This window comes from Pseudomonas sp. PA-6-3C, assembly GCF_021605825.1.
GTDB classification, from domain to species: domain Bacteria; phylum Pseudomonadota; class Gammaproteobacteria; order Pseudomonadales; family Pseudomonadaceae; genus Aquipseudomonas; species Aquipseudomonas edaphica.
This window is the reverse complement of record NZ_WKDV01000001.1, coordinates 364,334-383,578: the sequence shown is the minus strand read 5'-3', so window position 1 is coordinate 383,578 and position 19,245 is coordinate 364,334. Positions and strand designations below refer to the sequence as shown.

Genomic DNA, 19,245 nt, shown 5'->3' with positions numbered 1-19,245 from the left:
AAACCTGCCACTGCGGTGTGTCTGGAGAAATGCGGTGACTGTCTTGGGGCTGCTGCGCAGCCCCAAGACAGTCACCGCATTTCTCCAGACACACCGCAGTGGCAGGTTTTGGGGCCGCTTCGCAGCCCAACGCGGGGCAAGCCCGCTCGCCACAACAAGCCAGCTCCCACATTTGATCTGCGTTGAATCAATGATTGGCCGGCGCCTTGAGAATATCGCTGTGCAATGGACCCTGCGGCGCGTTGGAGCCAGGCGAGCGCACTTGAATGATCAGCAGCGCCGCAATCACCGCCGGAATCGCGCAGAAGAAGAAAATCTGCTCCACCGGAATATGCATCGCCAGCAACATGCTGCCAAACAACGGCCCCAGGATTGAACCAAAGCGCCCCACGCCCAACGCCCAGCCGGTGCCGGTAGCACGCACATGCGCCGGATAGAAGTTGCTGGCGAAGGCGTTGAGGGTCAGTTGCCCACCAATAATGCAGAAGCCGGCCGCGAACACACAGGCCACCAGATAACGCGGGTTGTCGTGGTTCAGCCCGAGCAAAATCGTGCACACCGCAGCCGCCGCCAGCACGCCGGATAGCAGCCGCACTTTGCTTTTCAGGCGGTCGGCAAACCAGGCCATGCCGATGGCGCCCAAAGTGCCGGCAAACAGGAACATCGAGGTCACAAGGTTTGCTTGCTTCAACGTCAGGCCGCTTTCCAGCAACAGCGTCGGCAGCCAGCTGATCATGAAATACAGCAGGATCAGGCTGACAAAAAAAGTGGCCCAAATCAGTATGGTCGGACGCGCGTAGCCGTTGCGAAACAGCTCCACCACCGTGAGTTTGCTGCCCTGCTCCTGAAGATTCTCTGCCTCGCTCGCCAGCGGCGGCTGCCAGTCGGGCAGCATGCGCGCCGTAACCTTATGCAGTCGCGCATACGGCGGCGCATCCCGCAGCAAACGCGGCAAGGATTCAGGCAGCAACCACACCAGGAAGGGGAACAGCAGCAACGGCGTCACCCCGCCTGCCAGAAACACCGCCTGCCAGCCGTAGCCTTCGATAAAACCTGCGGCTACAAACCCACCCGCCGCGCCGCCGAACGAGAAGCCGCAGGCGGCCAGGGTCACCATCAAGGTGCGCATGCGCGGCGGGGAATATTCCGACATCAACGCCATGGCGCTGGGCATCGCGCCGCCCATGCCAATGCCGCAGATAAACCGCGCGGCCATCAGTGTGGTCAGGGAGTTGGCGAACACCATCAGCACGGTGAGGCTCGCGTAGATCAGCACGCAGGCGAGCAGGATACGGCGCACACCAAAGCGGTCGGCCAGCGGCGTTACCAATAACGAACCCAGGGTCAGGCCCAACAGGTTGGCGCTGAATACCGGGCCGAACGCGGCTTTTTCCAGCCCCCAATCCTTGGCCAATGCCGGCACTACGTAACCCAGCACCTGGGCGTCATAGCCGTCGGTTACCAGCAGCAGCGCCAGCAACAGGAGAATCAACCACTGGTAGCGCGACACCGGACGGGCGTCGAGTGCCGCGCGAAAGCTGGCAATCTGATTGTGCATCGCAAGGTACCTGTTATTTTTATAAGGATGACGCGGATCAAACTGTGGGAGCTGGCTTGCCTGCGATGACGGTGTGTCAGCCAGCGAATGATCAACTGATAGACCGCTATCGCAGGCAAGCCAGCTCCCACATTGATTTAGGGGGTGTCGGGTTGGTTGGCCGGATGCGCTTGCACAAATGCCGGATGCTGCGCCGCCAGCGCCGCCACGCGTCCAATGCGTGGGTACGCGCCCAACGGCACCTTGAAACGCTCAGCCGCGTACAACTGCGGGATCAGAAACGCATCCGCCATCCCCGGCTGGTCACCAAAACAAAAGCCTTCATCCCCAATCAACTGCTCCACCGCGCCCAGGCCCTGGCTGATCCAATGCCCGATCCACTCGAGCACTTGCGCCTCGTCATGCCCCCATTTGCGCAGCAGGTTTTGCGTGCTGGAGTTGTGCAGCGGATGTATATCGCAGCCAATGATCGACGCCACCGCGCGCTCATGGGCGCGGGTCGCCAAGTCCTTGGAAAGCAGCGGCGCCTGTGGATAACACTCTTCCAGGTACTCAATGATTGCCGGTGATTGAATCAACAGTTCACCCTCATCGGTACGCAGCGCCGGCACGCGGCCCTGCGGGTTGATCGCCAGGTACGCCGGCTGGCGATTCGCACCGCCCGGCGGGACCAGCAGGTTCACCGGCACGGCGGTAAAGTCCAGCCCCTTGAGTGCCAGGGCGATACGCACCCGGTACGACGCCGTAGAACGGTAGTAGGTATAGAGTTCCATCGCCCTGCCCTCTTAGCGTGCTGCGATCACAGTGCCACGGCATTCGCCGAAACCGATGGAGGCAAACCCCTCACGGCTGCAACGGGCGCGCAGGATGATTTCGTCACCATCTTCAAGGAACTTGCGCACCTCGCCGGAGGCCAGTTCAATCGGCTTTTTGCCGCCTTCGGTAATTTCCAGCAGGCTGCCGAACTGCCCCGGCTGCGGCCCGGACAAAGTGCCCGAACCAAACAGGTCACCGGCCTGCAACTGGCAGCCATTGACGCTGTGGTGAGCAACCATTTGCGCTACGGTCCAGTACATGTGCTGGGTGTTGCTCAGGGTCAGGCGGTGTTCCGGCAAGTTTTGCTCGCGCATCGCGGCGGTGGTCAGCAGCACTTCCAGTTCGATGTCGAAACCGCCAGCGGCCTGGTCACGCGTGTCCAGCAGGTAAGGCAGCGGCTGCGGGTCACCTTCGGGGCGTGCCGGTTGGGCCTTGCGGAACGGCTCCAGCGCTTCGGCGGTGACCACCCACGGCGAGATGCTGGTGATGAAGCTTTTCGACAGGAACGGGCCGAGCGGCTGGTATTCCCAGGCCTGGATATCCCGCGCCGACCAGTCGTTGAGCAGGCAGAAACCGGCGATATGCTCGGCGGCGTCGCCAATGGCAATCGAGTCGCCCATGGCATTGCCCTGGCCGATCCAGATGCCCAGTTCCAACTCATAATCCAGGCGCGCGCACGGGCCGAAGGTGGGCTCGGTGTGGCCGGCCGGAAGCGTCTGGCCTTTAGGCCGACGTACGTCCGTGCCCGAGGGGCGAATGGTCGAGGCGCGGCCGTGATAGCCAATCGGCACGTACTTGTAGTTGGGCAGCAAAGGGTTGTCGGGACGGAACAGTTTGCCGACGTTTTGCGCGTGTTCGATGCCCACATAAAAGTCGGTGTAATCACTGATTTTTGCCGGCAGATGCATCTGGCAATCAGCCGCGCGGTGCAGCACCTGCGCCTCACGGGTGTGCAGCTTGCTGCCTTCGGCGAGTAGCTCCAGCAGGCGCTCGCGCAAGGCTACGCGCGGGCCACGGCCGAGTTCAAAAAACGCGTTCAGTTGACCACCGGCAGTGGCTTCAACGGCACGCCGTGCTTCACCTTCGAACTCATCCAGCGCGGCGTGCAGGTCGAGAATCGAATCGCCAATCGCCACGCCACTGCGCGGCGCCGAGCCATTGATGCTGAACACGCCCAGCGGCAGGTTCTGCAAGGGGAAATCGCGGTGGCCGTTGGCGGAGGCTACCCAGCTGCGGGTAAAGGTTGGCTGAGTCATCGGTTATCTCCGGTTCGGGTTGAAGGTGGCGGGCAGCGAGGCCCAGCACGCGTCGTAGGAAGGTTGCAGTTGTGGGCACTCAAGGGCGAACTGTGTCGGGCGCAGCACCTGGCTGGTCTCAAACATGAAGGCCATGGTGTTATCGATCTTGTGCGGCGCCAGGTCCACGTTGATGGCTTTGGTGCAGGTCTCGCCGTCCGGGCCATGGGCGCTCATGCAGCTGTGCAGCGACGCGCCACCCGGCAGGAAACCCTCGGCCTTGGCGTCGTAGGCGCCCTGGATCAGGCCCATGTATTCGTTCATCAGGTTGCGATGGAACCACGGCGGACGGAAGGTGTTCTCGGCCACCATCCAGCGCGGCGGGAAGATCACGAAGTCGAGGTTGGCCAAGCCGTGCACACTGGTGGGCGAGGTTAATACGGTAAAAATCGACGGGTCCGGGTGATCGAAACTCACCGTGCCGAGGGTGTTGAAGCGGCGCAGGTCGTACTTGTACGGCACGTTATTGCCGTGCCAGGCGACTACGTTCAACGGCGAATGGTCCAGTTCGCAGGCCCAGAGTTCGCCGAGGAATTTCTGCACCAGCGTGGTCGGCTTTTTGCTGTCTTCGTAGTGCGCAACCGGCGTGAGGAAGTCACGCGGGTTAGCCAGGCCGTTACTGCCGATCGGCCCAAGGTCTGGCAGGCGCAGTGGCGCACCATGGTTTTCCGCGACATAGCCGCGAGCCTGCGCATCCAACAGTTCGATGCGAAATTTCAAACCACGGGGCAGCACCACGATTTCCAGTGGCTCGACGTTCAGCACCCCCAATTCGGTGGCGATACGCAGACGGCCCTGCTCGGGGACGATCAACAGTTCGCCATCGGCGTTGAAGAACACCCGCTCCATGGAACGGTTGGCGCGGTAGTTGTAGATGCTGATGCCTGAGGGTTTTTCCGACCCGGAGTTAGCGACCATGCCTACAAGGCCGTCGACAAAGTCGGTCGGCTCACTTGGACTATCCAGCGGGTTCCAGCGCAAGCGATTCGGCGTCACCGCGCCCAACGGCCCACCGGCCAATTGCCGTTCCAGCTTGATAAACGCCGGGTGGTTGGCTGATGGCTGAATGCGGTACAGCCAGGTGCGGCGGGCTTCGCTGCGCGCCATGGTAAAGGCGGTGCCGGAGAACAGTTCGGTGTACAGGCCGTAGGGGGCTTTTTGCGGGGAGTTCTGGCCGACGGGCAGCGCGCCGGGCAGGGCTTCGCTGGCGAATTCATTGCCGAAGCCCGACAGGTATTCGAGGTTCATGGATCATCCTCTGTGCGGAAGTTGTTTTTATCGTAATCCAGTTACGCATAACGTAATTTGATCACTATCGACCGTCAAGCTATAAAGACGCCCATTCATCTCTCGGATTCTCGCCCTTCCATGGAAAAGCCCCGCGACACCGGTAAACAGAAAGTCCGCTCGGCCGAAGTGGGCACCGATATCCTCAAGGCGCTGGCCGAGCTGTCCCCGGCCACTTCGCTGTCGCGCCTGGCCGACCATGTGCAGATGCCGGCGAGCAAGGTCCACCGCTATTTGCAGGCATTGATCGCCTCGGGCTTCGCCGAGCAGAACGCCGCCACCAACCATTACGGCTTGGGTCGCGAGGCCTTGCGCGTGGGCTTGGCAGCGCTGGGCAGCATGGATGTGTTGAAAGTCGGCGCAATGCCGCTGGCAGAACTGCGTGACGAATTGAATGAAACCTGCTTTTTGGCGGTGTGGGGCAACCAGGGTGCGACCGTGGTGCAGATCGAGCCGGCGGTGCGCGCCGTCACCGTGGTGACGCAGCTGGGTTCGGTGCTGCCGCTGCTCAGCTCGTCCACCGGGCTGGTGTTCAGCGCCTATTTACCGTCGCGGGAAACCGTGGAATTGCGCGAACGCGAGATTCAGGCCGGGACTGCCCATGCCCTGGCGGACGACGAGGCTTACGCCAGCGCCTGCGAACAGATCCGCAGCCGTGGCCTGCACTTTGTGCATGGTTTGCTGATGCCCGGCGTGGATGCGTTGTCGGCGCCGGTGTTCAATGCGGTCGGGCACGTCGCGGCGGTGATGACCGTGGTCGGCCCCACCTCACTGTTCCATGCCGATGAAGACGGCCCGGCAGCGCAGCACTTGCTGGCGGCGACTCGGGCCGTAAGTTGGCGCATGGGCTATCAGCCCTGAATCACTCGTCCCAGCCTGACAAAGCCAGCGCCACGCGGTTTTCCACGGCTTTGACCTGAGCGCCACCCACCACGTAGTTGTTGCTCAGCATCGAGAACACCAGCTTGCGCCCCTTGCTATCGGTGATGTAACCGCTCAAGGACGACACGCCGCCCATGGAGCCGGTCTTGGCATGCAGGTTGTTCTCGGCCGGTGTGCCGCGCAGGCGATACCGCAGGCTGCCGCCGGTCATGCGGTCGGTGTTGCCGGCAATCGGCAACGCGTTGTACCAGGCGTTGAACCACGGCTGTTTACTCGCGGCCAGCAGCAGGTCGGTGAGGTTTTGCGACGACACCAGGTTACGCCGCGACAGCCCCGAACCATCGACCTGGCTCAATGTCGCCGTATCCAGCCCTTGGCGCTTGAGAAACCCGGCCACCGCCACCGCACCCGCCGCCGCCGTGCCGCTGTTGGCCGTCTGGCGGCCCATGGCCTTGAGCAAGGCTTCGGACATGTTGTTGTTCGAAAGTTTGAGCAGCGGCGTAATCAATTCCTGCAACGGCGCCGACTTGTGCTCGGCCAGTACCGTCACCGCAACCGGGCTGGCACCGCCCATCACTCGACGACCAAGCACCGTGATGCCTTGCTGCGCCAGCGCTTGCTCGAACAGGTTGGCCACCAGTTGCGTTGGCTCCCAGACACTCACCAACTGCTCGCTCTGTCGCCCCGGCGCCACGGCCCCACTGAGCTGCAGCAGGTTGGTGCCATGGCGACGGTTGATCCCGTAGGTGTTGCCCGGCCCGCTGACCGCGCGGTTGCTCAGTTGCAGGTAGTTGGTTGGCGGGAAGATGTCGACACTCACAGGCTGCCCGGCCCGCGCTGGCGCCTTGGCGGTGACCAGCACGCTGCCAGCATCGAAATCGGTATTGGGCGACACGGTCAGCGCCGAAATCTGTGCGCCGTAGTAGGTGGTTTCATCGTCATGGGACCAGTCGACGCCCAGCCGCTCGGCGTCAAACCAGGTGTCGTCAAACACCAGGTCGCCCTGCACCTGACGCACGCCCTGGCTGGCCAACTGCGCCGCCAACGCCTGGTAATCGGCGAACTGAATGGTCGGGTCACCCAGGCCGCGCAGGTACAGGTTGCCGGTCAAGCGGTCGCCCTGGCGAATGCCGTTGCTCAGCAGTTGCGTGGCGAAACGGTACTGCGGCCCAAGCACATCCATGGCCGCGGCCGTGGTCAGCAGTTTGAGGTTGGAAGCCGGCACCAGCCGCGTGCGCGGGTTGTGCTGATACAGCGTGGCGCCACTGTTGGCGTCCCGCACCATCAGCGAGACCGAGGCGCCGTGCAGCGCCGGGTCGGCCAGCAACTGGTCGAGGCTGTGCCCGGTGGCCGTCTTCGAAGGCGTGGCGCAACCGCCCAGTAACAAACTCAAGCCCACCAGCATCGCGCTGGTGTGTATCCATCGACCCAACTGCATCAGTACCGTTTTCCCGCAAAGCCTTCAGTGGCGGCAACGCTACCAGCTCATTGCCGTTGTGGCGAGCGTGGCTGTTGTGGGATCGGGGCTGTTGTGGGAGCTGGGCTGTTGTGGCGAGCGGGCTTGCCCCGCGTTGGGCTGCGTAGCGGCCCCTAGTAAGCCCACCGCATTTTTTCAGGCTTCACGCTGTGCCAGGTTTTGGGGCCGCTACGCAGCCCAACGCGGGGCAAGCCCGCTCGCCACAACAAGCTCCCTCGCCACAGGAAGTCGCAGGTCTTAGAACTGCAGCGTGCTGGAAACCGACACCTGCCGCGCATCGCCGATGGACACGAACTGCGTGTTCACCGACGAGGTGTAGTAGGTGCGATCAAACAGGTTCTTCACGTTGAGCTGGAACTTGACTTTCTGCCCATCGATTTTGATGTCGTAGCTGGCAAACGCATCGGCCACGGTGTAGCTCGGCAGTTCGAAGCTGTTGGCCGCGTCCCCGGCCCGCTCGCCTACGTAACGCGCACCGGCACCCACACGCAGTTGGTCACCCCCCAAGAGGCTGCCGAAGTCATACACGGCCGACAACGAAGCGGTGTTTTTCGCAACGTTTTGCAAGCGATTGCCCTTAAGCGTCGGGTCTTCAGTCACCTCGGCATCGGTGTAGGCATAGCTGCCGATCAGGCTCCAGTTGTCGGTCAACTGGCCGCTGGCATCCAGCTCAAGGCCACGGGAACGCACTTTGCCCGCCACGCTGTAGACCGCTGCCAAACCGTCGCCGACCTGCACCAGCACGTTGCGTTTTTCGATATTGAACAGCGCCGCACTGGCGGTTATACGCCCCGGTATGTCGAGTTTGGTGCCCAGCTCCCAGGCTTTGGACTGCTCCGGTTCCAGGCTGCCATCCAATACGCTTTTGTTCGCCAACGGCGCGATGGTGGAGTTGGGTTTGAACGACTCGGTGTAGCTGCCATAGAACGACAATTGATCGGTGTAGCGATACACCAGGCCGGCACGCGGCACCCACTTCTGGCCGTTGCCATCGGTGTTGGCGGTGAACGGCACGCCTTTGCCGGCGTATTGGTCGTACATCTGGTAGCGCGCACCGCCGACCAGAATCCACTGGTCATTGAGGTGGATGGCGTCCTGGAAGAACAGCGAGTCGCTGCGCAGCAGGTCGGTCTGGTTGCTGTCCGGCGCGCTGACTTTGGTGCCCGCGACTTCGTTGCCGTACACCGGATCGTTATAGTTGAAGACACCACGCGGCGCCTGGCGAATCAGGTCGGCGCGGTAGATCTTGCGGTACTCGTCGTCGAGCCCGAACACCAGGTCGTGCTGCATGCCGCCGACATTGACCTTGCCTTCCAGGCTGGTGGTGGCGAAGCGGTCGGTGGTCAGCGCACCCTGGGTGCCGTCCATGCTGCGGGTCAGGGTGCCGTTGGTGTTGACCTTGACTACGCGCACCTGGCTGGCGTCGTAGGTCTCGCGGTTCCAGCTGTAGCCGAAGTGCGCTTTCCAGTCGTCGTTCAAGTCGTGGTCGACTTCCAGGCGATACAGGTCGGAGCGGCCTTGCATATTGTTGAACGGCTCATCCAGCCGACGGGTCGCAGGGATGTTCAACGGGTGGTTGGTCTTGGGGTCGATGGCGGTGCCACGGTCGAACGGCGAGAGGAATTCGCGGTGCTCATAGGCGAACACCACTTTGGTGGTGTCGCCGTACCAGGCCAGCGACGGCGCCACCAACGTTTCGCGGTGGGTGCCGAAGTTGCGCCAGTAATCTTCGTCTTCGTGGTCGACGATCAGGCGATAGGCCAGGCCGCTGTCACCAATCGGGCCGGTGGTGTCGAGGTTGCCGCCGCTGCCGTTCTTGCCGTCACCGAAGGTCGAGCCGCGCGCGGTCAACGAGGTGGACTGCACCAGCTCGGGCTTCTTGCTGACGATATTGACCACGCCGCCCGGGTCCTGGATGCCATACAGCAAAGACGACGGGCCTTTGAGCACTTCGACGCGCTCGGCGGTGGCGTTCAGCGCGCGGCCCTGCACCACGGGCATGCCGTCCTTCATGATCGAGCCGTTACGGTTGTCACCAAAACCGCGCAGCATCACCGCGTCCTGGGTGCTGCCGAGGGTGTTGGCCTGGGTGATGCCGCTGATATTGCCCAGGGCGTCATCCAGGTTGCGCGGCTGTTGGTCACGCAGCACTTGGGCCGGCACGACGTTGACGGTTTGCGGGGTTTCCAGCAGCAGGCCGTGGGAGCGCATCACCGAGCTGGTGGGCGGTGGCTGATAGCTGGTGGTGTCCTGGGCTTGGCTCGCGCCGCTGATGGTGGTGGCGCCCAGGTTGACTGCGCCGTCGGTGGGCACAGGCTCAAGCGCCAGAGTGCGGGCGTCGATCTGGCGGAAGGTAAAGCCTGAGTTGCCGAGCAGCCGTTGCAGGGCCTGGGTGGCGCTCATCTGCCCGCTGACAGCCGGGGCGCTAAGGCCATAGGGCGCTTCGTCGGTGTAGATCACGCTGATGCCGGTGACCCGGCTGAAATCGCTCAGCGCCTGGGGCAGCGGCTTGGCTGCCAGGGCAAAAGTGAACTGGGCGCTTTGTTGCTCCTGCGCCTGCGCAATCGCCAGAGGCAGCAACGCCAGGCCTGATGCCGCCAATACCGAGGCTCCCAGCCACTGTTTTACCCAACCGCCCGCCGTCGACTTCATGCTGTGATAACCCGTGTAGAAAACGCTGTTAATGCGAATAGCTCGCAGTTTCAAACACTACACGGATGGGCGGGCGATTTACCTCACTTTTGTTTGCAAATATTTTTATTTATTGCGCCTGAATGCGAAAGCCCATGCGTGGGAAGTGCACGTGAACAGTGCCAGCACGCTCGTCGGTACGGCGCAGGATCAGCTCTTCACGCCCGGCAAACAGCAGTTCACCCGCCACCGGGTCAGTGCCGTAGTCGGTTGCCGCAATGGTCACCTGCTGGCCGGGCTTGAAGCCGTTCAGGTCCTCGAACAGTGCTTCCGGCAAGGCCGCCGGCGCGGCATTGCGCGACACTTCCAGGGCTTGCTCGGCACTCATCTCGCTGAAAGTGCCATGCCCAAAGCCTAATACGCGGTCCAGCCAGGCAGCCACTGCCGGGTAGGCATCGACCAACGGCGCCGTCACCGACGAACCTTTGAGGAACCACAACGGGTGGGCCAGGGCAAAGTCGGCGATCGAGGGTTCACCGAACAGGAAGTCGCCGGCCTGGTGCTGCAATTGGTGCTCGATACGGCTGACAATTGCCGGCCATTGATGCTTGGCCTGCTCCAGCTGCACGCGGGTTGCCGTGCCACCGCTGAACAGTTTGGCGCGGTCCGCGACCAGCACCTGGATCATTTCCGGTGGCACCTTGGCAAATTTCACCGCCAGGGATTCCGGCTGGAACACCAGCGCCACGGCATGGGAGAACACCACCGAATCCGCCCAGGCGGCGAAGCCTTGGGTCACCAGTTCCAAGCCTTGGGGAAACAGTGCCGGCGCGGACTTTTCCTGCTCCAAACGGCGGGCGATCAAAGCCGTGTCGCAGTAGATATCGGCGCCGACCTGCAGCACCGGGGTCTTGCGATAGCCACCGGTCAGCGGCATCAGGTCAGGTTTGGGCATCACCGGCGCGATACGCACCGAGCGCCAGGACAAGCCCTTGAAGCCCAGCAACAGGCGGGCTTTTTCAGCAAAGGGCGATTGCGGGTAATGGTGCAGGATCAACTCAGGCATGCAGGTCTCCGCTCGATAGATGAACGGCTAGCTTAGCCTGCAAAGCCCTGCGTGGGGACGATGAGAACCTATCAATCAAATCAATGAGCCACTCGCCGCCAGGCATTCCTTGGCGCTCTTCTTCAACTTCTTGATCAGCCGCTCCTGACGCAGCGCCTCGCCCTTGGAAGCACACTGCTCGGTGTACACCAGCGCCACGGCCGGGCTGGACAGAAAAAACCGTGCGCCCTTGCCGCTCTGGTGGGAGGCAAAGCGGCGCACCGGGTCATTGCTGATGCCGCAATACAGCGAACCATTGGCGGCACGCACCAGGTAGACGAACCAGGGTTTGGGTTCAGGAAGTTCAGTCACGGGACGATTGCTGCAAACCAAAAGAACGCCAATCTTATCAACGACCGGCCTGAAATGCCTTCAAGCCTTTAAGCGCCTGGGCACGCACGGCGTTCTTCAATGCCGGCGACCAGCCCAGCAACAAGCCCTTCAAGCCCAGCGCCTGGCGCGACCAACGCCACAGGTCGAAGTGGTCGTGGTGCTCGCAGATTTTGCCATCGCGAAACACAAACCGCGCACCGATATCGTTGACCACCGTATTGCCCGTGGCGCTGAACAGGTAGGTCGCCACCCAATGCGCACTGCCCGTGCTGTCATCACTGCGCACATGGTCGAAGGTCAGGGAGAAGTCCTTGGCCCGCGTGGTGAGCATGCGCCACATGTCCCCGGCGTCGCGCCCGCGCAACTCACCAAAGGCCGGGTCGCTGAACACCACGTCGTCGGTGTAGCAGGCGGCCATGGCTTCGGCGTCCAGGCGCTGGAAAGCACTGTAGAACTCGGTGATCAGGGCGTTATGGGCATCACTCATGGGCAGGCTCCGCAGGCGTCGAAAGAATAGCCGCACGATAAGCTGCCCACGCTGCGCTGGCTACTGACATTCGCCACGCAAATGATGAGCCTACGGCACCATCCCAACACTGCGAGCATAGGCGAACAGGTCAACATCGGTGGAAATACTCAGCCGTTGCATGGCCGTGCTTTTCTGCTTGCTGATCGTGGAAATACTGCGATTGACCTGTGCCGCGATCTCGCTGACGGTCATGCCGCTGGCCAGCATGCGCACCACCTCGCGCTCCTTGCCGGATAATTGCGGCTCCTGGGACTGATCGCCCGTGCCCGCCTCGACCATTTGCACCCGCAGGGATTCACTGGCGAACGTCTGGCCGGCACACACGGCCTTGATCGCCAGGGGCAGCTCCTTGGCCGAAGCACTTTTAGCCACCACTGCCTTGGCACCATGGGCGAAGGAAGCGCGCAGGGTGGCGACGCTGGCGAACATGGTCACCAGAATCACCGGCAACTTCGGATACTGGCGGTGCAGCAGGCTCAACAGCCCGTAGCCATCGGCCTGCTGACCGCCGGGCATGGCGAAGTCGGTGATGAGCAAGTCGCACGGCGTCGTACTTAACACGTCGAGCAATTGATCGGGTCCATCGGCCTCCGCGACCACTTTGCAGCGGCCATGCGCCTCAATCACGACTTTCTGCCCGATACGAACAATGGGGTGATCGTCAGCAATAATTACTCGAAGCATAAATTCCCACGAATGATGGCAACTTGAATCCGCGCAAAATACCCCCGCCGGCGCTCATCAACAACCGCTAACAAACAGCCGCTTACAGCCAACCCCAATGTTCACTCGTTCACATTTTTTTGCCTACATAACAACAGGAAAAAACCTACAGCCAAAACTAGATCGTCGGATTGCAAACGCTCAGTGAAAACACCACTCCTCAGACATCGGACAGGTACTCGAGATAGACGTACAACCGAGCCAGGAACAACTCCAATTGCACCTTGTGCGCAGCAACGCCCTGGGACCGGACCTGCTCAATCAGCCTCACCGCCATGGGTTCAAGTCCGGTGCCGCCCAAAAACACCAGGCTGCCCACCAAGCGATGGAGGCGTTCAGCTGTCAATGATGCGTTCAACGTCGCACAGGCATGGCGTAACAAACGATGGTCCTCCCACGCCTCGAACAGCAGGGTTTCCAACAATTGATCGACGACAGGCTCGCTGCCAAACGTCGCGACCAGCGTGGCACGCGTTGGCCAGCCGGCGAGCGGTACAATGGCCGCCTGTTCGACATACCGATCATCCACGCCAGGCAACCAGCGCACCAACACCGCATGCAATTGTTCAAGGGTCAAGGGTTTGAGCAACCAGGCATCCATGCCGGCATCGCGGCAACGCTTGGGACTGTCATTTTGCAGGTTAGCGGTCAAGGCAATGATCGGCACTCGCCTCATCCCGGTATCGCACTCATGCTGGCGAATGGCGCGGGCCATGCTGTAACCGTCCATGAAGGGCATCTGGCAATCGCTGATTACCAGGTCGAAGGGTCGGGTGGTAAAGGCCACCAGCCCGAGGTAGCCGTCGGCGGCCGTCTCGTGCCCCAGCCCCAGTTTCTGCAACAAACCACCCAACAACAGGCGGTAGGCAGAATGATCATCCACAACCAGCACACTCAACTGCCGCCAATGAAACGGGGGAAGGGTTGGCGGCTTCAGGTTGTGGCTCGCTCCTGCTGTTGAACCTACCAGCGAACCCATCAGTACCTCTATCGCAACTATTGATCCAGCAGCAATCCGCAGCACTGATGCAATAGCTCTTGAGGCCTATCATGCAGCAATGGTCGACGCATTCTTCTGAATGCTATCGGCCAAAAACAAATAACCTTTCGAGTTAACCAAAGCCCATACAACAACTACGAAAATCCCCCCTGAATCATCGCCTTCACACCGCCCTGCCAATGTCGTATTAGTTGTATTTCCCCTGCTCGCCCCCCTCGCTAAATTGTGCCCACCCCAAAGAGGGTCGGCTTGCCACTCCCAGGCAACAGCCAATAAACACCGAGACCGCCGCTTGGCCAACCACCCGTTCATACCGGGTCGGGCGTGGCCCCGCACGCGCCTCAATCTGCCAGCCTGTAATGGAACAAATGAAATGAAGATCTCTGTATCCCTGCTGAGCAGTGCCCTGCTGCTCGCCATGAACTCATCGGTGTTCGCCGCCAGCAGCGTCGACCTCAGCGTCAAGGGCATCATCACGCCCAGCGCCTGTACACCCAACCTGCCAGGTGACGTCGATTTTGGAAAAATCGCGGCAAAAGACCTGAATCTAGACAGCTATACGCCGCTTGAGAGAAAGACCCTGCAACTGAGCGTCAATTGCGACGCGGCGACACTGTTTGCAATCCACCCCCTCGACAATCGAGCCGGTTCAGCCGCTCACGGCGCCGCCTTTGGCCTGGGTTTGATCAACGGAAACCAGAAGCTCGGCGTATATCAGCTGACGTTCACCAACCCCACCGCCGAAACGCCCTCCACTCTGATTGCGATGCTCAACTCCGAGGGCCGATGGACGGAGATCCTTACAGATGACGCCATCGCCCCCAACGATCTGGTGGCGCTGGGCAGCCGGGGCGACAGCGGTTGGGCACCCCACCCGATAAAAGACGCGATCATGGACATGACGCTGTACACCTCAATTGCACCGGCAAGAAACCTGACCTTGACCAGCGAAGTGGTAATCGACGGCTCTGCGACCTTTGAAATGAAGTACCTGTAAATGGATATTTCCCAAATGAAGACCTGCCTGCCCCTGTTGAGCAGCGCGCTGTTGCTCGCCATTACCTCATCCGCCTTCGCCGCCAGTTCCGTGGACCTGACCGTCAAGGGTTTGATCACCCCCAGCGCCTGCACTCCCAACCTGCCGGGCGCCGTGGACTACGGAAAAATCGCAGCAAAAGACCTGAACCCCGACAGCCACACCTGGCTTGAGGACCAGACATTGCAGTTGAGCGTGAACTGCGAGGCGGCGACGCTGTTTGCCATCAACCCCGTCGACAATCGAGCCGATTCCTCAACCATTGGCCGAGGCTCCTACGGCCTGGGCCTGGCCAACGGCACAGAAAAGCTCGGCGGGTATCAACTGATGTTCAGCAACCCCGTCGCCGAAACGCCTTCGACCTTGCTCTACCAGTACGAACAGCGCGACTGGGCGCCGCTCTATCCAGAGGACCCCGTAGAAGACGATATGTTGGTGGCCCTGGGCAGCCGTGGCGATTCCGGCTGGGCCCCGCACCCCGTGCAGGACGCGCTCATGGACATCACCGTGCACACCGCCGTTGCGCCTGCCAACGGCTTGAGCCTGGCCAACGAAGTGGCGCTGGACGGCTCCACAACGTTTGAAGTCATGTACCTGTAAATGGAGACCTTTGAAATGAAGACCTCGCTGTCCCTGCTCAGCGCTGCGCTGTTGCTCACAAGCGCCTCGTCAGTGTTCGCCGCCAGCAGTGTGGACCTGACCGTCAAGGGGCTGATCACACCCAGCGCTTGTGCCCCCAGCCTTTCAAGCGGCGGGGTCATCGACCACGGCAAAGTAGCCGCCAAAGACTTGAAGCTGGACGGCTACACGTTGCTTGGCAATCACACGCTGCAACTGGCGATCACCTGCGATGCACCCACCCTGCTGGCCCTTAAGGGCATCGACAATCAAGGTAGCGCCTACGACTCGAGCAACGCCTACGGCCTGGGCTTGGTCAGCGGCAAAAAACTCGGCGGGTACACCCTGGCACTAGATAACCCAATGGCGGATGGCGCGGTGATTTCCGTGATTGGGTCCCGGGATAACGGCCTCAGTTGGCGCGAAATTTACCCAGGAGACGTCTGGCCAGCCGCCGACCTCGCTTCGTTTGGCGATCGCTCGACCGGCAGTTGGGCGCCGGCACCGGTCCAGCAAGTGACTGCGGGGCTTTGGGTGCAAACCATTATCGCTCCAACTGCCGGGATGGACCTGACCACTGAGGTCCCCATCTACGGCTCCGCCACAATTGAAGTGAAATACCTGTAACCCCCCTCTAACATCACAGGATGTGACCCATGGCTAGCCTCCTCACTCCCATCGCCGCGACATTGTTGCTGATCTGCGCCGGCCCAGCATTCGCCGCCAGCAGCATCGATCTGACCGTCAAGGGGCTGATCACACCCAGCGCTTGTGCCCCCAGCCTTTCAAGCGGCGGGGTCATCGACCACGGCAAAATCGCGTCCAAGGATTTAAAGCCGGACAATTGGACGGTCATCGGCAATCACACGCTGCAACTGGCGATAACCTGCGAGGCGCCAACTCTGGTGGCCCTCAAGGGCATCGATAATGTAGGCGACTCCCATGACCCGATGAACAGGTATGGCCTGGGCCTGGTCAGCGGCCAAAAATTGGGCGGGTACTCCCTGACCTTCGGCAATCCTATAGCCGACAACGCAGCGATCTCCGTGATTGAGTCCTCCGATAACGGCCTCACCTGGCAGGAAAATATCCCAGGTGACACTTGGCCAGCCGCCTACCTCGCTTCGTTTGGCGATCGTTCGACCGGCAGTTGGGCGCCCACCCCAGTCCGGCTGGTGACGGCCGATCTCAAGGTGCAAACCCTTATCGCTCCAACTGCCGGGATGGACCTGACCACTGAGGTCCCCATCTACGGCTCCGCCACAATTGAAGTGAAATACCTGTAACCCCCCTCTAACATCACAGGATGTGACCCATGGCTAGCCTCCTCACTCCCATCGCCGCGACATTGTTGCTGATCTGCGCCGGCCCAGCATTCGCCGCCAGCAGCATCGATCTGACCGTCAAGGGGCTGATTACCCCCAGCGCCTGCACCCCGGCACTGGCCCAAGGCGGTGTTGCCGACTACGGAAAGATCGCCGCCAAGGACCTGCAAGAAAACCAGGCTACTCCGTTGCCGCCCACTACCTTGCCATTCAACCTCAGCTGCGAGGCCGCCACGCTGTTTGCACTCAATGGTGTGGATAACCGCGCCGGCTCAGCCAGTAGCCCCAACGATTACTCGTATGGCCTGGGGTTCATCAACGAAACAGAGCGGGTCGGCGACTACGTGATCATTATCACCAACTACCTCGCCGACAACCTGCCGGTCAGCAAGCTGGCCTCCCGTGACAACGGCGCCACCTGGAGCGAAAACAGTGAGGACGCCATCTGGATGCGCGGCAGGCTCGCCGCCTTCGGCAACAACGCAAGTGGCACCTGGGCGCCCATCGCGATCAAGGCACTGACCAGCAACCTGGTGGTTCACCCCACTATCGCCCCTTCCAGTGGCCTGACATTGACCCAGGAACAACCTGTCGATGGCTCCGCCACGTTGGAAGTGATGTACCTGTAACCCCTCATCCTCTTACTAAGGAAGGTTTAAACGATGACTTACTTAAGAGCGGCGCCCCTGGCCGCCCTGTTGTTGGGCACCTCGTCTCTCACGCTGGCCGCCAGCAGCCTGGACCTTACCGTCAAGGGCATCATCACGCCCAGCGCCTGCGCGCCAGTGGTTTCCGGCGGCGGCAATGTCGACTTCGGCAAGGTGTCGGTCAAGGACCTCAACGCTGATACCTACACCGACCTGCCCAGAGAAACCATGCTCTTGAGCGTGCGCTGCGAAGGGCCGACGTTTTTTACCTTGAACACCATCGACAACCGCGCCGGCACCACCGCCAGCCACTTCAGTTGGCACGGCCTGGGCCTGACCCCCAGCGATGAAAAACTCGGCGATGCCGGGCTTGGTCTCTACCAGCCGGTGGCCGACGGCGTACCGGTGCGCACCATCACCTCACGGGATGGCGGCGTCACCTGGATGCCTTCAGTGATGCTCAGCCATACCGTGTTGACGGCGGTCGCCGACAACGACGGCGTGGTGCCGATTGCGATCCAGGAACTGGACGCCGAGATACGCCTGATCACCCACATTGCGCCCGCCAGCAGCCTGACGCTGACCGACGATGTGCCTATCGACGGTCACGCCACCGTGCAAGTCAATTACCTCTAAGGAACCTCCCGATGAACACTCGATTGACCACCCTGGCCGTCAGCGCACTGCTGCTCAGTTCGGCCAATGCCTTTGCCGCCAGCAGCGTCGACCTGACCGTCAAAGGCCTGATTGTGCCCAGCGCCTGTACGCCCAGCCTGTCCGGCGGTGGCATGATCGACCACGGCAAAGTGTCTGCCAAGGACTTGAACCCGGACCGGGGCACCGCGATTGGCGTGCATACCCTGTCGATGACCGTCGACTGTGACGCGCCGATCCAGTTTGCTCTGCACCCCATCGATAACCGCGCAGCCTCAGGTCTAACCACGGACTTCGGCCTGGGCCTTATCAACGAAACCCAGAAGCTGGGCCACTTCTCCCTCACTTGGCGCGGCATGGTTGCCGACGGCGTGACCGTTCAACCCATCGCATCGATGGACCAGGGCAAAACCTGGTACTCCGAAAAATTCTGGGAGCCGAGCATGTACATGGCGGCAGCGTCGATGAGCGACGACACCCAGCCGCTGCCGATCCAAAACCTGAGCGTCGATCTGGAAGTGCTCACTATCATCAATGCCGCCGCCAGCCTGGACCTCAGCAATGAGGTAACCATCGATGGCTCGGCCACCGTTGAAGTGAAGTACCTGTAACCCATGGCCGCCCATCCCTTGACTACCGCCGGGCATGGGCTGCGCCTACCTGTGCCGGTACTGAACACCGTTGGCCGTTGCGTGGCTGCGCTGCTCCTCTGCCTGGCCACCTTAGTCAACGCCCACGCGGCGTCGACCGTCGACCTCACGGTAACCGGCCGGATAACGCCGGACGCCTGCCATGTCGAGCTGACTAATGAAGGCACCGTCGATCACGGCAAGATTCCTTCCCATAGCCTCAACGCCGACGAATTCACCGTGCTGCCTATCCAGATGCTCGATCTGCGCGTGCAGTGCGCCAGGCCCATGTTGTTTGCGCTGGTAGGTATTGATAATCGCGCCGACTCCTCGTCGGCACCCGATTATTTCTACGGGCTGGGCAGGAACATCCACGTCCCAGAGGAGCGCCTGGGATCCGTGGCATTGTCCTATCGCAACGCAGTGGGCGATGCGCAGCCCATGCAGGTATTGGCGTCCAACGACAACGGCGAAACCTGGTCACAGGAGCCCAACGCTTACCCGCGCGCGCATATGGCCTTTGCGCCAGTCGGGGACCGCCAACCGGATTTCATCGGCCAGTTGACCGTCCAGGTTCAGGTGAGCACCGCCATCAATTTTTCGCAGTACCTGACCCTGGACCAGGAAGTCCCGCTCGACGGCGCCATTGTCCTGGACCTGCGCTACCTCTGACCGCCCCCCTTTTGGCCTAATGGAAACC

General features: G+C 61.4%; 20 protein-coding genes. 9 read left to right on the top strand and 11 right to left on the bottom strand.

Translation table 11 applies throughout. The features are described 5' to 3' along the window. Nucleotides 1-187: 187 nt before the first annotated feature. The 4 genes from GIW48_RS01830 to hmgA form a co-directional block, all read right to left on the bottom strand. Nucleotides 188-1,558, bottom strand: coding sequence for an MFS transporter (locus GIW48_RS01830; protein WP_236462861.1), 1,371 nt, complete (start codon nucleotides 1,556-1,558; stop codon nucleotides 188-190). 137 nt (nucleotides 1,559-1,695) lie between these two features. After that, on the bottom strand, nucleotides 1,696-2,331 hold the full coding sequence (gene maiA, locus GIW48_RS01825) for a maleylacetoacetate isomerase (protein ID WP_017135176.1): 636 nt from the start codon (nucleotides 2,329-2,331) through the stop codon (nucleotides 1,696-1,698). A gap of 12 nt (nucleotides 2,332-2,343) precedes the next feature. Next, a complete protein-coding gene (gene fahA, locus GIW48_RS01820; RefSeq protein WP_138451815.1) occupies nucleotides 2,344-3,630 on the bottom strand; it encodes a fumarylacetoacetase in 1,287 nt (428 codons plus the stop codon). A gap of 3 nt (nucleotides 3,631-3,633) precedes the next feature. Further along, on the bottom strand, nucleotides 3,634-4,917 hold the full coding sequence (gene hmgA, locus GIW48_RS01815) for a homogentisate 1,2-dioxygenase (protein ID WP_017135178.1): 1,284 nt from the start codon (nucleotides 4,915-4,917) through the stop codon (nucleotides 3,634-3,636). A gap of 120 nt (nucleotides 4,918-5,037) precedes the next feature. On the opposite strand from hmgA, the gene GIW48_RS01810 reads away from it, so the two are divergent. After that, nucleotides 5,038-5,817, top strand: a complete 780-nt coding sequence (locus GIW48_RS01810) for an IclR family transcriptional regulator (protein WP_017135179.1) — start codon at nucleotides 5,038-5,040, stop codon at nucleotides 5,815-5,817. Between the two features lies 1 nt (nucleotide 5,818). Here the strand turns inward: GIW48_RS01810 and dacB are convergent, their stop codons facing one another. The 7 genes from dacB to GIW48_RS01775 form a co-directional block, all read right to left on the bottom strand. Further along, complete coding sequence (dacB, locus tag GIW48_RS01805) at nucleotides 5,819-7,276, bottom strand: D-alanyl-D-alanine carboxypeptidase/D-alanyl-D-alanine endopeptidase (RefSeq protein ID WP_026013537.1); 1,458 nt, start codon at nucleotides 7,274-7,276, stop codon at nucleotides 5,819-5,821. A gap of 276 nt (nucleotides 7,277-7,552) precedes the next feature. Beyond that, nucleotides 7,553-9,967: a TonB-dependent siderophore receptor gene (locus tag GIW48_RS01800; RefSeq protein ID WP_236460845.1), complete on the bottom strand. Its 2,415-nt coding sequence runs from the start codon at nucleotides 9,965-9,967 to the stop codon at nucleotides 7,553-7,555. 109 nt (nucleotides 9,968-10,076) lie between these two features. Then, nucleotides 10,077-11,012, bottom strand: coding sequence for a glutathione S-transferase family protein (locus tag GIW48_RS01795; RefSeq protein ID WP_170036310.1), 936 nt, complete (start codon nucleotides 11,010-11,012; stop codon nucleotides 10,077-10,079). A 75-nt stretch (nucleotides 11,013-11,087) separates the two neighbouring features. Next, nucleotides 11,088-11,363, bottom strand: a complete 276-nt coding sequence (locus GIW48_RS01790) for a GIY-YIG nuclease family protein (RefSeq protein WP_017135182.1) — start codon at nucleotides 11,361-11,363, stop codon at nucleotides 11,088-11,090. 37 nt (nucleotides 11,364-11,400) lie between these two features. After that, nucleotides 11,401-11,871, bottom strand: coding sequence for a nuclear transport factor 2 family protein (locus GIW48_RS01785; protein ID WP_010212931.1), 471 nt, complete (start codon nucleotides 11,869-11,871; stop codon nucleotides 11,401-11,403). Nucleotides 11,872-11,961: 90 nt separating this feature from the next. Next, on the bottom strand, nucleotides 11,962-12,597 hold the full coding sequence (locus GIW48_RS01780; protein ID WP_017135183.1) for a response regulator transcription factor: 636 nt from the start codon (nucleotides 12,595-12,597) through the stop codon (nucleotides 11,962-11,964). A 199-nt stretch (nucleotides 12,598-12,796) separates the two neighbouring features. Then, on the bottom strand, nucleotides 12,797-13,615 hold the full coding sequence (locus tag GIW48_RS01775) for a response regulator (protein ID WP_017135184.1): 819 nt from the start codon (nucleotides 13,613-13,615) through the stop codon (nucleotides 12,797-12,799). A gap of 394 nt (nucleotides 13,616-14,009) precedes the next feature. On the opposite strand from GIW48_RS01775, the gene GIW48_RS01770 reads away from it, so the two are divergent. Genes GIW48_RS01770 through GIW48_RS01735 form a run of 8 tightly spaced genes read left to right on the top strand, consistent with a single transcriptional unit; the run spans nucleotide 14,010 to nucleotide 19,217 of the window. Next, nucleotides 14,010-14,633, top strand: a complete 624-nt coding sequence (locus tag GIW48_RS01770; RefSeq protein WP_236460844.1) for a DUF1120 domain-containing protein — start codon at nucleotides 14,010-14,012, stop codon at nucleotides 14,631-14,633. A gap of 15 nt (nucleotides 14,634-14,648) precedes the next feature. Further along, nucleotides 14,649-15,272, top strand: coding sequence for a DUF1120 domain-containing protein (locus GIW48_RS01765; protein ID WP_236460847.1), 624 nt, complete (start codon nucleotides 14,649-14,651; stop codon nucleotides 15,270-15,272). 15 nt (nucleotides 15,273-15,287) lie between these two features. Next, the gene (locus tag GIW48_RS01760; protein ID WP_170036306.1) at nucleotides 15,288-15,917 is read left to right on the top strand and encodes a DUF1120 domain-containing protein; all 630 of its coding nucleotides are present in this window, start codon (nucleotides 15,288-15,290) and stop codon (nucleotides 15,915-15,917) included. Nucleotides 15,918-15,946: 29 nt separating this feature from the next. Beyond that, the gene (locus GIW48_RS01755; RefSeq protein WP_099548446.1) at nucleotides 15,947-16,576 is read left to right on the top strand and encodes a DUF1120 domain-containing protein; all 630 of its coding nucleotides are present in this window, start codon (nucleotides 15,947-15,949) and stop codon (nucleotides 16,574-16,576) included. A gap of 29 nt (nucleotides 16,577-16,605) precedes the next feature. Then, nucleotides 16,606-17,244, top strand: coding sequence for a DUF1120 domain-containing protein (locus GIW48_RS01750; RefSeq protein WP_170036304.1), 639 nt, complete (start codon nucleotides 16,606-16,608; stop codon nucleotides 17,242-17,244). A 33-nt stretch (nucleotides 17,245-17,277) separates the two neighbouring features. Beyond that, a complete protein-coding gene (locus GIW48_RS01745; RefSeq protein ID WP_017135189.1) occupies nucleotides 17,278-17,898 on the top strand; it encodes a DUF1120 domain-containing protein in 621 nt (206 codons plus the stop codon). An 11-nt stretch (nucleotides 17,899-17,909) separates the two neighbouring features. After that, nucleotides 17,910-18,527 (top strand): DUF1120 domain-containing protein, encoded by a 618-nt coding sequence (locus GIW48_RS01740; RefSeq protein WP_236460842.1) that lies wholly within the window; start codon nucleotides 17,910-17,912, stop codon nucleotides 18,525-18,527. Between the two features lie 3 nt (nucleotides 18,528-18,530). Continuing rightward, nucleotides 18,531-19,217: a DUF1120 domain-containing protein gene (locus GIW48_RS01735; RefSeq protein WP_017135191.1), complete on the top strand. Its 687-nt coding sequence runs from the start codon at nucleotides 18,531-18,533 to the stop codon at nucleotides 19,215-19,217. Nucleotides 19,218-19,245 lie beyond the last annotated feature (28 nt).

Bases quoted from the DNA above. Each gene is read 5' to 3' on its own strand.
- GIW48_RS01735 (WP_017135191.1), top strand. From the start codon at position 18,531: ATGGCCGCCCATCCCTTGACTACCGCCGGGCATGGGCTGCGCCTACCT.
- GIW48_RS01785 (WP_010212931.1), bottom strand. From the start codon at position 11,871: ATGAGTGATGCCCATAACGCCCTGATCACCGAGTTCTACAGTGCTTTC.
- GIW48_RS01740 (WP_236460842.1), top strand. From the start codon at position 17,910: ATGAACACTCGATTGACCACCCTGGCCGTCAGCGCACTGCTGCTCAGT.
- GIW48_RS01750 (WP_170036304.1), top strand. From the start codon at position 16,606: ATGGCTAGCCTCCTCACTCCCATCGCCGCGACATTGTTGCTGATCTGC.
- GIW48_RS01745 (WP_017135189.1), top strand. From the start codon at position 17,278: ATGACTTACTTAAGAGCGGCGCCCCTGGCCGCCCTGTTGTTGGGCACC.
- GIW48_RS01760 (WP_170036306.1), top strand. From the start codon at position 15,288: ATGAAGACCTCGCTGTCCCTGCTCAGCGCTGCGCTGTTGCTCACAAGC.
- GIW48_RS01765 (WP_236460847.1), top strand. From the start codon at position 14,649: ATGAAGACCTGCCTGCCCCTGTTGAGCAGCGCGCTGTTGCTCGCCATT.
- maiA (WP_017135176.1), bottom strand. From the start codon at position 2,331: ATGGAACTCTATACCTACTACCGTTCTACGGCGTCGTACCGGGTGCGT.
- fahA (WP_138451815.1), bottom strand. From the start codon at position 3,630: ATGACTCAGCCAACCTTTACCCGCAGCTGGGTAGCCTCCGCCAACGGC.
- GIW48_RS01775 (WP_017135184.1), bottom strand. From the start codon at position 13,615: ATGGGTTCGCTGGTAGGTTCAACAGCAGGAGCGAGCCACAACCTGAAG.
- GIW48_RS01780 (WP_017135183.1), bottom strand. From the start codon at position 12,597: ATGCTTCGAGTAATTATTGCTGACGATCACCCCATTGTTCGTATCGGG.
- GIW48_RS01795 (WP_170036310.1), bottom strand. From the start codon at position 11,012: ATGCCTGAGTTGATCCTGCACCATTACCCGCAATCGCCCTTTGCTGAA.
- hmgA (WP_017135178.1), bottom strand. From the start codon at position 4,917: ATGAACCTCGAATACCTGTCGGGCTTCGGCAATGAATTCGCCAGCGAA.
- GIW48_RS01800 (WP_236460845.1), bottom strand. From the start codon at position 9,967: ATGAAGTCGACGGCGGGCGGTTGGGTAAAACAGTGGCTGGGAGCCTCG.
- GIW48_RS01810 (WP_017135179.1), top strand. From the start codon at position 5,038: ATGGAAAAGCCCCGCGACACCGGTAAACAGAAAGTCCGCTCGGCCGAA.
- GIW48_RS01830 (WP_236462861.1), bottom strand. From the start codon at position 1,558: ATGCACAATCAGATTGCCAGCTTTCGCGCGGCACTCGACGCCCGTCCG.
- GIW48_RS01770 (WP_236460844.1), top strand. From the start codon at position 14,010: ATGAAGATCTCTGTATCCCTGCTGAGCAGTGCCCTGCTGCTCGCCATG.
- dacB (WP_026013537.1), bottom strand. From the start codon at position 7,276: ATGCAGTTGGGTCGATGGATACACACCAGCGCGATGCTGGTGGGCTTG.
- GIW48_RS01755 (WP_099548446.1), top strand. From the start codon at position 15,947: ATGGCTAGCCTCCTCACTCCCATCGCCGCGACATTGTTGCTGATCTGC.